A 12,513-nucleotide genomic window follows, 5' to 3' on the forward strand; every position below is an offset into this window, starting at 1 on the left:
ACGGCCCGGGACGGCGGGCGTTGCCGTCCGCGCCGTGCGGCGGTAATTTTCAGGTGTGCCTAACTCTGTCGGTCGGCCGTCGGACGCCGCGGTCTCCGGCGACGCCGCGCCCGGCAGTCCCGCCCCGGGCCGCCGCCGCCGGTGGCCGTCCGTCGCCCTGCTCGGCCCGGCGTTCGTCGCCGCCGTCGCCTACGTCGACCCCGGCAACGTGGCCGCCAACCTCACCTCCGGGGCGAGTTACGGGTACCTGCTCGTGTGGGTGCTCGTCGCGGCCAACGCCGTCGCGGTGCTCGTCCAGTACCAGTCCGCCAAGCTCGGCATCGTCACCGGGCGCTCCCTGCCCGAACTGCTGGGCGATCGGCTCTCCCCCTGGCCGCGGCGGGCGTTCTGGGTGCAGGCCGAACTCGTGGCCCTGGCGACCGACCTGGCCGAGGTCGTCGGCGGCGCGATCGCCCTGCAGCTGCTGTTCGGCGTCCCCCTGCCCCTGGGCGGCCTCATCGTCGGCCTCGTGTCGATGGGCGTGCTCCTGGTCCAGACCCGCCACGGGCAGCGCCCCTTCGAACGGGTCGTCGTCGGGCTGCTCGCCGTGATCACCCTCGGCTTCCTCACCGGCCTGGTGGTCAGCCCACCCGACGCCGGCGGCGTCGTCGGCGGCCTGGTGCCCCGGTTCGACGGCGCCGAATCCGTGCTGCTGGCCGCCAGCATGCTGGGCGCGACGGTGATGCCGCACGCCGTCTACGTGCACTCGGCGCTCAGCCGCGACCGGCACCACGCCCAGCGCGACACCGCCCTGGTGCTGCGCGCCACCCGGTTCGACGTCGGCGGCGCGCTGGCCGTCGCCGGGGTGGTCAACATCGGGATGCTGCTGCTGGCCGCCTCGACGCTGGGCGGCGTGGAGGGCACCGACACCATCGCCGGCGCCCACGCGGCGATCGTCGCCGCGCTGGGTCCCCTGGTGGGCGTGCTGTTCGCGGTCGGCCTGCTCGCCTCCGGCCTCGCCTCGACCTCCGTGGGCAGCTACGCCGGTGCGGTGATCATGGGCGGCCTGCTGCACCTGCGGATCCCGCTGCTCGCGCGCCGGGCGATGACACTCGTCCCCGCCATCGCGCTGCTCGCGGCGGGCGTGGACCCGACCTGGGCACTGGTGATCTCCCAGGTGGTGCTCTCCTTCGGCATCCCCTTCGCCGTCATCCCGCTGGTCGGGTACACCGGACGGCGATCCCTGATGGGTGAGTACCGGGACCCGGTGCTCACCCGGGTGCTGGCCTGGACGGCGGTGGCCCTGATCGTGGCGCTGAACGCCGTGCTGCTGTGGCTGACCGTCACGGGAGCGGCCGGGTGAGCGCGCCGCGGGCGGCAGCGGCCGGACGCGGCGACGCCGCGGCCCCTCGCGGCAGGTCCTCGGCCAGCGTGGAGGACTACGTCAAGGCCATCCACGCGCACACGGAGTGGAACCCGGGACCGATCACGACGACGGCGCTGGCCGCGCGGCTCCGCGTCACCGCCGCGTCGGCGTCCGAGATGGTGCGGCGCCTGGACGAGCGGGGCCTCGTCGTCCACCGCCCGTACCGGCCGGTGGAGCTGACGCCGGCGGGCCGCGCGCTGGCGGTGGCGATGATCCGCCGCCACCGGCTGCTGGAGACGTGGCTGGCCAGCGAGCTCGGCTACGGCTGGGACGAGGTGCACGACGAGGCCGAGCGGCTCGAGCACGCGGTCTCGGACCGGTTGATCGAGGCGATCGCCGAGCGGCTCGGCGATCCGGAGCGGGACCCCCACGGGGATCCGATTCCCCGTCGTGACGGCGCCGTCGTCGTCCCCGACGCCCGTCCGCTCGCCGGGTTCGACGCCGGCCACCCGGTCCGGGTGCGCCGCGTGAGCGACGCGGACCCGGCCCTGCTGCGTGCACTCGCGGCGGCCCGGATCGGACCCGACACCGACCTCACCGTGCTCGACCCACCCGACGACCGGCGGGCGAGCGGCGCCGTCGTGCGGGTGCGCGTGGTGGGGGCCGCGGACGCCGTCCTGCTCGCCCGGCAGGACGCGGCGGCCGTGTGGGTCGCGGACCGGGGCGAGCACGACGGGTGCACCCTCACGGATCGTCCCGTCCCGCGTCCGCGCCAGGATCGTCCCGCTCGTTGACGTCGAGGTGCTGCTCCGGTGGCACCGGGAGCCGGACCTCCCGGACGCGGCGCTCCTCGTCCCGGCCACGGCCGAACCGTTCCAGACCGAGCAGCGCCGACGCCCCGACGCCCATCGCGAGGCCGGGCCAGGGCAGCCCCGAGAGCGCCAGCAGGGCCGCCGCCAGCAGGAAGAAGCCGCCGGCGAGCAGTGGCCGGGCGGGCCGGCCGATCCGGTGGGACGCGCGCGGCGCCATCCACCGGCCCCAGGCCAGCACCACCACCACGAGGGACGCGATGCCCACGGGCACCGCCCAGGCCAGCGGCAGCAGGTGGAAGGCCGCGACGCCGAGGGAGATCAGCGCGGCGAGCTCGAGCAGGAACGAGAGCAGCGACCGGAGCAGGAGCACACCGGGCCCCACCCGCCGCGGCATGGTCAGACCCCGGCGCCCGCGTCCGGCACGCCCGCGGGCACGGCCACCACGCGCACCTCCCACGGCTGCAGCACGGCGGGATCCGCCTCCCCGGCGGCGTCGTCCGGCACGTTCGTCAGCACCGGCCGCGCCGTCGCCGGCCGGCAGGACGACGGGAGCGGGCAGGGCCGTCCGCTCAGGTTCGCGGTGACGAGCAGCACCCGGTCGCCGAGCGTGCGCGTGTAGGCGAAGAGCTGCTCGTGGTCGGGCTCGAGCAGGTCGAAACGGCCGAAGGCGACGACGTCGTCGGTGTGCCGCAGCGCGATCAGCCGCTGGTAGAAGCGGAAGATCGACCGGCGGGACGCCCGGTCGGCCGCCGCGTTGATCGTCGCGTAGTTCGGGTTCACCGGCATCCACGGGGTGACGTCCGGCCGGTCGGAGGCGGCGCTGAAGCCGCCGTGCACCGAGTCGTCCCACTGCACCGGGGTCCGGGCGTTGTCCCGCGTCATCAGGCGTAGCGCCGCGAGCACGTCGCGGGGGTCCGCGCCCTGCTGCTGCACCGCCTCGGTGTAGTGGTTGACGGCCTCGACGTCGGCGAAGTCCTCGATCCCGCCGAACGGCACGTTCGTCATGCCGAACTCCTCGCCCTGGTAGATGAACGGCGTACCGCACTGCAGGTGCAGCACCGCCGCCCACGCCGTGGCGGAGGCGTAGCGCACCCGTTCGGCCCCGTCGACGTCGCCCTGCTCCAGCAGCCCCTGACCGTCGTCCCCGAACCGGGAGACGAGACGCGGCTGGTCGTGGTTGTTCAGGTACAGCGAGTTCCAGCCGCGGCCGAACAGCCCGTCCTGCCACCGGGCCAGATTGGCCTTGAGGTGCCGCAGGTCCAGGGTCGCCGGATCCCACTTGCCGCCCTTGCCGTGATCGAGGCCCACGTGCTCGAACTGGAAGATCATGTCCACCTCGGCGCGGGTCGGGTCCGTGTAGAGCTGGGCGTGCTCGAGCGGGGTGCCGGGCGTCTCCCCCACCGTCATCAGCTCCGCGTCCCGGCCCGCGAACACCTCCCGGTGCATCTCCGACAGGTACTCGTGCACGCGCGGCCCGTTGGCGTACTGCTCGGCGCCCAGCGGCATCGAGGAGGTCACCGGCTCGACGTCGACGTACTCGCCCTTGGAGATGAGGTTGATGACGTCCATCCGGAAGCCGTCCACGCCGCGGTCGAGCCACCACCGCATCATGGCGTACACGGCCCGGCGCACGTCCGGGTTGTCCCAGTTCAGGTCCGGCTGCTGCGGGGCGAAGAGGCGCAGGAAGTACTGGCCGGTGGCCTCGTCCCACTGCCACGCCGGCCCGGAGAAGAAGGACCGCCAGTTGGTCGGCTCGGCCCCCGGGGTGCCCCCGGTGAAACCGGGCCGCGGGTCCCGCCAGATGTACCAGTCGCGCTTGTCGGCCGCGCGGGAGGAGCGCGAGTCGAGGAACCAGGCGTGCTCGTCGGAGGTGTGGTTGACGACGAGGTCCATGATCAGCTTCATGCCCCGCTCGTGGGCCGCGGCCAGCAGCGCGTCGAACTCCTCGAGCGTGCCGAAGCGGGGGTCGATGTCCTGGTAGTCGGCGATGTCGTACCCGTTGTCGTGCTGCGGGGACGGGTAGATCGGAGACAGCCAGATCACGTCGACGCCGAGCTCGGCGAGGTGGTCCAGCTTCGAGGCGATGCCGGCCAGGTCGCCGAAACCGTCCCCGTCGCCGTCGGCGAAGCTGCGGGGATAGATCTGGTAGACCACCGCCCGCGTCCACCAGGGAGCGTCGGCGGGGTCCGGGACGGCGGACGAGGCAACGGCGGGAGCGGTGTCGGCGGGAGCGGCGTCGGCGTGGTGTCCGGTCATCCGTCCATGATGTCAGGTGGGCGGGGGCCGGGAACGGGTGTCAGGCCCGCGGCACGTCGGCGGGCCCCGTCGCCGGCGACGGCGTCCGGATGCCGACCGCCGAGAGCAGCGCCCCGGTGGCCAGCAGTGCCGCGCACACGAGCAGGACCCGGTGCAGCGCCGCCGTGTCGAGGCTGCCGCCGATCACCAGCCCGGCCGTCGCCGTGGTGACCAGACCCGCGATGCGTGCGACCGCGTTGTTGATCGCCGAGCCGACGCCGGCGACGTCCGGCGGCACGGCACCGAGGATGGCCGAGGTCAGCGGGGCGACCGTGACGGCCAGCCCCGCGCCGAACAGCAGCACCCCCGGCAGCAGGTCGGTCGGGTAGTTCAGCTCCGCGCCGACGCGCAGCATCAGCACGTGCCCCAGGGCGGCCAGAAGCGGGCCCGCCGTCATGAACCACCGGGCGCCCAGCCGGCCCGCGAGCCTGCCCACGGGTGCGGAGAAGACGATGAGCAGCACCGTCGTCGGCAGGGTCGCCAACCCGGCGGTCGTCGCCCCCAGCCCCGCCACCTGCTGCAGGTAGAGGGTGAGCACGAGGGAGCTGAGCCCCAGCGCCCCGTAGATGCCGAAGGTGGCGGCGTTGCCCCAGGCCACGTTCCGGATCCGCAGCAGGTCCGGCGGGATCATCGGAGCCGGGGTGCGCCGTTCGTGCCGGACCAGTCCCACCAGCCCGGCGACGCCGACGACGGCGGAACCGAGCACGAGCGGGTGGGCCCACCCCAGTCGGCCGGCCTCGATCAGCGCGAACACGAGGCCGCCGAGTCCGGCGACCGTGAGGGCACCGCCGAGGACGTCGATGCGGGCGTCCGGCCGCCGCCGGTCGGCGCGCAGCAGCGCGGGCAGCAGGGCCAGGCAGACGCCGATCGGCAGGACATTGACGACGAAGATCACCCGCCAGCCGATCAGGTCGACCGCCAGGCCGCCGATCAGGGGCGCGACGACGGTCGCCGCCCCGGTGGACGCGGTCCAGGTGCCGATCGCCGCGGCCTGACGGGGGCCGTCGAAGTGCGCCATGATCAGCGACAGGGCGCTGGGTACCAGCATGGCGCCGCACACGCCCTGCAGCGCCCGCCCGGCGACCAGCAGCCCCGGGTCCGGGGCCGCCGCGCACAGCAGGGACGTGACCCCGAACCCCCACAGGCCCAGTTGCAGGATCCGGCCGCGGCCCACGACGTCGGAGATCGCCCCCGCGAGCAGGATGAAGGCGCCGAGGGTGAGCAGGTACGCGTCGACCACCCACTGCTGCGCGGTCAGCCCGCCGCCGAGCTCGCGGGCCAGGGCGGGCAGCGCGAGGTTGACGACGAAACCGTCGAGGACGGCGATGAAGGAGGCGAGGATAGCCACGGTCAGGACCCGCCGCTGCACGGGCGTGGCTCGCTCCCGCCCGCCGGCGCCGTCCGTCACAGCGTCAGCGTACGCCGGTGGGCGTCCTCAGCGACGGCGCAGCAGTCCGCCGAGCAGGAAGGCCAGCCCGACCAGGATGGCGAGCAGCGTGTAGAGCGTGTGCGTGCCCCCGATCACCGTCATCACCAGGATGAACACGAAGGCCGCGGCCAGGATGATCAGGCCGGTCACGATCAGCCACCGCCCCGGGTGCGGGGGCGGGATCGGCGGCAACCACGGCGGCCGGCGGTCGGTCCAGCTCACGGGCCCAGTGTAGGCCCGGCCGCGGTGCGGCTCGCCGGGGCCGGGACCGGCCCGGTCCTTCCCTCACGGCAGCAGCCGTGGCGACAACGAGCCGCATCGAGACCGACCGACGAACGCATTCCCCTACGAGCACGCCGCGGGAGCCCCGGCGTCAGCCTTCTCGATCTTCCAGTCCGTGCCTGTCCAGACCATCGTGTAGTCGAACGTCCAGATCGAGCAGGTCTGGCCGTTGCGACCGACGGAGGTGTCCTGCTGGGTCTGCACGGTGACGTCCGCGTGGATCCTGTCTCCGACGGGGTCCCGGACCTCCGTCAACACGAGTGACCGCCAGAAGACGGAGTCCAGTCCGGCCTTCCAGGTGTCGAGGCCGTGCAATTGTTGCTGGGTGTCAGTTGTGTACACGTCGAAGGCGGTCTCGTAGGCCCCCCGATTGATGGCCTGGCCATAGATCTGAAGGGTCTGAGCGATGGATGCCGCGCTGGGGTCGGAGGACTCGATCGTCACGTCGACGTCAGCTGAGGTTGCCGCGCCCCCGCCATCGGTAGAGCAGCTGTCCGGTGCAAGAGCGGTGGTGCGGTCGCGCCACTCGGCAAGGCGGGATACCGCCCGCAACGGGTTCACCGCGTAAGCGATGCCCTCGGCGGCGTCTCCGTTGGAGTCCTGTGTCACCTTGCTGACGACGACACCGACGACGCGGCCCTTGTTGTCGAGAAGGGGACCGCCGCTGTTGCCGTGGTTGATCGCCGTGTCGGTCTTGATCAGCCCGGACACTCCGTCGATCTCGGCGTTGACCGTGCTGACCCTTCCCTCGGTGAAGGTCATCTCGGCGCCGAGAGGGAACCCAATGGTCGCCACATCCGACGCGACCGAGGGCAGCGCCTGCTGGACTGCGAACCGGTAGCCCTGAACCGCGTCGTCCAGGCGCAGCAGGGCCAGGTCGTCACCGGGATCAAACCCGATCACCTGCGCCGACGAGACCCCACCCGGCAGACTCACCGAGATCGCCGTCTGCCCGTCAACCACGTGAGCCGCCGTCATGACGAGATTCGGGCCGACCACGAAGCCGGTGCCATGCCCTCCCCCGTCACACGTCGTGACCTCGATCAGCGCAACGCCGCTCTTGACCTTCGAGTAGACGTCGGCCCAGGTCGGATCTGCGGGCGGGACCGGCGGGGTAGGACCCACGACGGGAGCGCCCGAGGCCACCGGCGGGGTCGCGGCGGGCGGGGTCGCCGCAGGGCTCGATGTGGTGGTCGATCCGGACTGCTGGGATTGCGCCTGCTGCGGCTGGGACTGCGCAGGTGGCGGCGCCTGAACGGTCACCGTCGGACCGGCCGTGGGCTGGGTGCAGCTTGACAGCGGCAGCGCGATCAAGCCCAGGACGAATGGCGCTGCCACCCATCGTCCGTAACCGGAGGTGGTCATGACGTGCCGTCCTTCTGCCGCGCCGTCGAACGCCCCCCAGCGCGCTGGCACCCGTGGGATGCCACGGCCGGCAGGATCCGAAGGGAGAAGAAGAATCCCGCTGAGCCGCCGACCGCAGTCTAGATCGACGGCCGGCGATCAGCCAGAGCTGAGTTACCTCACGGCAGCACCGGGTCGGCCGCGAGCGACCAGCCGGTGATGTGGTCCGGGTCGTCGCCGACCTCGCGGGTGTACTCGCGGGCCGCCAATTGGGCGTCCATGAGCCGCTGCCGCAGCACCGTGCGGGTCCCGTGCAGGGCGGGCACCCGGTCGATCACGTCGATCACCAGCTGGTAGCGGTCGATCCCGTTGAGCAGGGCCATGTCGAACGGCGTCGTCGTCGTGCCCTCCTCGTGGTAGCCGCGCACGTGCAGGCCGGCGTGGTTGGCGCGCTTGTACGTGAGCCGGTGGATCAGGGACGCGTAGCCGTGGTAGGCGAAGATCACGGGCCTGTCCTCGGTGAAGATGCCGTCGAAGTCGGCGTCCGACAGGCCGTGCGGGTGGGACCGGTCGTCGATCAGCCGCATCAGGTCCACGACGTTGACCACTCGCACCGCCAGCTCCGGGACGTGGTGCGCGAGCAGCTGGGCGGCCGCGACCGTCTCGATCGTGGGCACGTCACCGGCGCAGGCCAGCACCACGTCGGGCTGCTCCCCCGGCCGCTCGGTGCCTGCGAAGTCCCACACGCCCAGGCCCCGGGCGCAGTGGTGGGCTGCCGCCTCGGGACCGAGCCAGGTCAGGGACGGGTGCTTGCCGCTGACGACGATGTTGATGCGGTCCTGGCTGCGCAGGCAGTGGTCCATGGTGCACAGCAGCGTGTTGGTGTCCGGCGGCAGGTACACCCGCACGACGTCGGCGGACTTGTTGACCGCGTGGTCGATGAAGCCCGGGTCCTGGTGGGAGAAGCCGTTGTGGTCCTGCTGCCAGACGTGGGACGAGAGCAGGTAGGTGAAGGAGGCGATCGGCCGGCGCCACGGCAGGCGCTGGTGCACCTTCAGCCACTTGGCGTGCTGGTTGAACATGGAGTCCACGATGTGGACGAACGCCTCGTAGCAGTCGAAGACGCCGTGCCGCCCGGTCAGCAGGTAACCCTCGAGCAGGCCCTGGCACAGGTGCTCGCTGAGCACCTCGATCACCCGGCCGTCCGGGGCCAGGTGCTCGTCCACCGGCAGCACCGTCGCGTTCCACGCCTTGTCGGTCGCCGTGAACACGTTCTGCAGGCGGTTGGAGGCGGTCTCGTCCGGCCCGAACAGGCGGAAGGTCTCCGGGTTGGCGCGGATCACCTCGGCCAGCCAGGTGCCGAGGGTGGCCATGGGGCTGTCGCGCTGCCGGCCGGGTTCGGCGACGGCGACCCCGGTGCCCTGCCACGCCGGCAGCCGCAGCGGCGCGAGCAGCCGACCGCCGTTGGCGAACGGGGTGGCGCCGAGTCTCCGGTCCCCCGCGGGATTCAGTGTGGTGACCGCGTCTCGCGGCCTGCCCTGCTCGTCGAACAGTTCCTCGGGCCGGTAGGAGCGCAGCCAGGCGGTCAGCCGCTCCCGGGCCGCGTCGTCGTCCGGCGCGACCGTCAGGGGGATCTGATGGGCACGCCACGTTCCCTCGACCGGCTTGCCGTCCACCTCGGCCGGGCCGGTCCACCCCTTCGGGCTGCGCAGCACGATCATCGGCCACGGTTCGCGCCGCGCCTCGTCCCCGGGCGTGACCGCGTCCGCCGGCGCGCCCTCGCGGGCCCGAGCCTGGATCGCGGCGATCCGGTCCAGGCACGCGTCGAGCGCGGCGGCGAAGTCGCGGTGCGCGGCGTCGGTGGCGTCCGGGTCGTCGACCGTGACGACGAACGGCTCGTACCCGTGACCGCGCAGCCGTTGCTCGAGTTGATCCTGCGGCATCCGCGCGAGGATGGTGGGGTTGGCGATCTTCCAGCCGTTCAGGTGCAGGATCGGCAGCACGGCGCCGTCGCGCCGGGGATCCAGGAACACGTGCGCGTCCCAGCTGCCGGACAGGGCCCCGGTCTCGGCCTCCCCGTCGCCGACGACCACCGCCGCCACCAGCCCGGGGTTGTCCAGGACCGCGCCGAACCCGTGGGCGAGGCTGTAGCCGAGCTCGCCGCCCTCGTTGATGGAACCCGGGGTCTCCGGCGCGGCGTGGGACGGGATGCCGCCCGGGTAGGAGAACTGCCGCACGAGCCGGTCCATCCCGGCCTCGTCCCGGGTGATGTCGCCGTACGTCTCGGAGTAGGTGCCCTCGAGCCAGGTGCCGGCGACGAGGGCGGGTCCGCCGTGGCCGGGCCCGGCGATCAGCAGCATGTCCTGCTCCCGCTGGGTGATCACCCGGTTCAGGTGCGCGTAGACGAAGGTCAGGCCCGGGGTGGTGCCCCAGTGCCCGAGCAGGCGCCGCTTGATGTCGCGGCTCTCCAGGGGCCGGCGCAGCAGGGCGTTCTGCCGCAGGTAGAGCTGGCCGACGGACAGGTAGTTGGCGGCGCGCCACCAGGCGTCGATGGCGGACAGGTGCTGGTCGGTGGCCATGGTCCCTCCCGGGGTCTCGGCCGGGCGTCAGGCGGGTGCGGGTCGGCGCGGGCTACCGCCGACCCGGTCATCAGCATACGGACCGTCGGGCGGTGGCCGCACGCTCACCTCAGGGCGAGCTCAGCCGGTCTGCTGCAGGTGCGCCGCGAGGAAGGCCAGCGCCCTCCGCCAGGAGTCGGCGGCGGGGCTCGCCCGGTAGGCCAGGGGGTTGGTGTCGTTGAAGAACGCGTGGCCGGCGTCGGGATAGACGATCCCCTCGAACGGGGTGCCGGTCTCGCCCAGCGCCTGTTCCACCGCCGGCCGGCTCGCGGTCACGTGCTCGTCCTCGGCGCCGTAGAAGGCCAGGACCGGGCAGCGCACGCCGCTCAGGTCGTCGGCGTCCAGCGGGGCGCCGTACCAGCTGACCGCGGCGCGCAGCCGGTCGTCCGCGGCGGCCAGGGCGAGACTGTAGGTGCCGCCGAAGCAGAAGCCGACGACGCCGACGCGGCCGTCGACGCGCTCATCGGCGAGCAGGCGGCCGACGGCGGACCGCAGGGCGGTGATCGCGGCGCCGGCGAACTCCGGCGAGTGCGTGGGCGCGAGCAGTTCCCGGAACCGGGGCTGGCTGTCGTGGCGCTCCTCGTCGGTGCCGTGCGCACGGATCCGGCCGAGCTCGGCGGCCTCCTCGAGGTCGACGCCGAGGGCGAGGATCTCCGGCGCGACGACGAGATAGCCCTCGGCGGCGAGCCGGTTCGCGACATCGGTGATGTGGTCGTTGACGCCCCAGATCTCCTCGATCAGCACCAGGCCACCACGCACGGTGGCTCCCGGGCCGGGCTCGGCGACATAGGCGGGGACGGGGTTCGAGCCCCCCTCGCGCGTGGTGTCGGTGCTGGTCAGCTCGATCATCGGCATGGTGCCGAGTGTAGAACGCGGCCATGGCCGCACGGGTCGACGTGCCCGCGGCACCGGGCCGGGACGACAACGGGCCGGCACCCGAGGGTGCCGGCCCGTGGCCGTAGCGTCGACCCAGCGAGGCGGGTGACGTATGGGATGAGTGGAGATGGGGGGAATCGAACCCCCGTCCGATGTGGTGTTGTCAGGACTTCTCCGGGCGCAGTCTGCGTCGGGTGTTACTCGGCCCCAGCCATCCTGCAGACAGGTGGCTGACCCGGGCCCAGCCGCATCAGTGTCCCCTCAGTCCCTGCGGCCTGGACTGAGGGCAGTGGCTCCCTAATCGACGCCAGTCACCGGGGCGGGAGCACCCCCGGGCTGACGGACTCATTCTGGCTGCTCAGGCAGCGAGAGCGAAGTCAGTGCGCTTAGAATTGGCACTTATTGGTTTGCAGAGAGCGTTGACGAGATGACCCTGCATCCTCGGCCCGCTTCCCCTGTCGCGACTCACATCGTCGAAACCTGTCATCCCCTATGCAATTGCCAACCGCCTCGACGGGAACCCCGTCGCGACGCGATGCCCGGAACGCGTCCGGACCACTGAGCATAACGCATCGAGGCCCTCACGTCTTCCCGCCGGCCGTGTGCGCGCGACCGCTGTGCTCAGGTGACGGCGATCATCCCCACGACGACGGCGCCGATCACGAGGGCCGGCACGAGCAGCCACGGCCAGCGGCGTTGCCGGATCAGCACGATGACGAGCACCGCGCTGAGGGGAACCGTGACGAAGGCCGCGTAGGCGGCGATCACGAGGACGATCAGCAGGTACCAGGTCCACGTCGGATCCACGAAGGACGCCAGCGCGAAGACGACCGCGGTGCCGAGCAGCGTGAAAGCCAGCCAGATCAGGTCGAGCACGATCATCGTCGTCGTCCACCACGGCATCGGCGACCCGACCGCGGGGACCTCCGTGCCGCGGCCGGCGGGCCGACCGGGGCGGCGGTCAGCCACGGCGATTGCGCTGCCGCATCTCGCGGGCGGCTTCCCGCTTGTCCTGGGCCTCGCGCAGCGACTGCCGCTTGTCGTAGTCGCGCTTGCCGCGGCCGATGCCGATCTCGACCTTCGCGCGCCCGCCCACGAAGTAGAGGGAGAGCGGCACGATGGTGAACCCGGACTCCCGGGTCTTCTGCGAGATCTTGATCAACTGCTCGCGATGCAGCAGCAGCTTGCGACGACGGCGAGCCGTGTGGTTGGTCCAGCTGCCCTGGCTGTACTCGGGGATGTGGACGCCCTCGAGCCACAGTTCATCGTTGTAGAAGACGGCGTACCCGTCGGTCAGGTTGGCGTGCCCCTCGCGCAGCGACTTCACCTCGGTGCCCTGCAGCACGAGGCCCGCCTCGAACGTGTCGGAGATCAGGTAGTCGTGCCGGGCCTTGCGGTTGCTCGCCACCGTCTTGACACCGTCGGCGCCACGGTCCTGGGGCACGGCTTCCTCCTGCCTGCGCGCACGACGCCGGGGAGGCGGTGCGATGGGATGGTGCGGCGGCCGGCCCG

At 72.5% G+C, this 12,513-nt stretch carries 11 protein-coding genes and 1 other RNA gene; 2 read left to right on the forward strand and 10 right to left on the reverse strand.

The genetic code is table 11. The annotated features are described in order from the left end of the window. The first annotated feature begins 157 nt into the window (after positions 1 to 157). Positions 158 to 1,342 carry an Nramp family divalent metal transporter gene (locus IEX22_RS06230; RefSeq protein ID WP_188667588.1) on the forward strand — a complete coding sequence of 395 codons (1,185 nt, stop codon included), beginning with the start codon at positions 158 to 160 and terminating at the stop codon, positions 1,340 to 1,342. After that, positions 1,339 to 2,139: a metal-dependent transcriptional regulator gene (locus IEX22_RS06235; RefSeq protein ID WP_188667476.1), complete on the forward strand. Its 801-nt coding sequence runs from the start codon at positions 1,339 to 1,341 to the stop codon at positions 2,137 to 2,139. The genes IEX22_RS06230 and IEX22_RS06235 overlap by 4 nt, the downstream gene beginning before the upstream one ends. Here the strand turns inward: IEX22_RS06235 and IEX22_RS06240 are convergent. From IEX22_RS06240 to smpB, 10 genes are all read right to left on the reverse strand, one after another. After that, entirely contained in the window at positions 2,090 to 2,527 is a 438-nt protein-coding gene (locus tag IEX22_RS06240) for a DUF2568 domain-containing protein (protein ID WP_188667477.1), read from the reverse strand. The two genes, IEX22_RS06235 and IEX22_RS06240, sit on opposite strands and share 50 nt — an antisense overlap. A 26-nt stretch (positions 2,528 to 2,553) precedes the next feature. Further along, the gene (locus IEX22_RS06245) at positions 2,554 to 4,413 is read right to left on the reverse strand and encodes an alpha-glucosidase (RefSeq protein WP_188667478.1); all 1,860 of its coding nucleotides are present in this window, start codon (positions 4,411 to 4,413) and stop codon (positions 2,554 to 2,556) included. 40 nt (positions 4,414 to 4,453) lie between these two features. After that, entirely contained in the window at positions 4,454 to 5,860 is a 1,407-nt protein-coding gene (locus tag IEX22_RS06250) for an MFS transporter (protein ID WP_229659816.1), read from the reverse strand. A gap of 27 nt (positions 5,861 to 5,887) precedes the next feature. Then, on the reverse strand, positions 5,888 to 6,103 hold the full coding sequence (locus tag IEX22_RS06255) for a hypothetical protein (RefSeq protein ID WP_188667479.1): 216 nt from the start codon (positions 6,101 to 6,103) through the stop codon (positions 5,888 to 5,890). Between the two features lie 123 nt (positions 6,104 to 6,226). Then, the gene (locus IEX22_RS06260; protein WP_188667480.1) at positions 6,227 to 7,528 is read right to left on the reverse strand and encodes a S1 family peptidase; all 1,302 of its coding nucleotides are present in this window, start codon (positions 7,526 to 7,528) and stop codon (positions 6,227 to 6,229) included. Between the two features lie 158 nt (positions 7,529 to 7,686). Further along, entirely contained in the window at positions 7,687 to 10,086 is a 2,400-nt protein-coding gene (locus IEX22_RS06265) for a phosphoketolase family protein (RefSeq protein WP_188667481.1), read from the reverse strand. Between the two features lie 120 nt (positions 10,087 to 10,206). Then, positions 10,207 to 10,980 carry a dienelactone hydrolase family protein gene (locus IEX22_RS06270; protein ID WP_229659817.1) on the reverse strand — a complete coding sequence of 258 codons (774 nt, stop codon included), beginning with the start codon at positions 10,978 to 10,980 and terminating at the stop codon, positions 10,207 to 10,209. Between the two features lie 140 nt (positions 10,981 to 11,120). Then, positions 11,121 to 11,492, reverse strand: a transfer-messenger RNA (tmRNA) gene (ssrA, locus tag IEX22_RS06275). Between the two features lie 130 nt (positions 11,493 to 11,622). Beyond that, the gene (locus tag IEX22_RS06280; RefSeq protein WP_188667482.1) at positions 11,623 to 11,970 is read right to left on the reverse strand and encodes a hypothetical protein; all 348 of its coding nucleotides are present in this window, start codon (positions 11,968 to 11,970) and stop codon (positions 11,623 to 11,625) included. Further along, the gene (smpB, locus tag IEX22_RS06285) at positions 11,963 to 12,445 is read right to left on the reverse strand and encodes an SsrA-binding protein SmpB (RefSeq protein ID WP_188667483.1); all 483 of its coding nucleotides are present in this window, start codon (positions 12,443 to 12,445) and stop codon (positions 11,963 to 11,965) included. The genes IEX22_RS06280 and smpB overlap by 8 nt, the downstream gene beginning before the upstream one ends. Positions 12,446 to 12,513 lie beyond the last annotated feature (68 nt).

It is taken from the genome of Tersicoccus solisilvae (genome assembly GCF_014643255.1).
Classification (GTDB): Bacteria; Actinomycetota; Actinomycetes; order Actinomycetales; family Micrococcaceae; genus Tersicoccus; species Tersicoccus solisilvae.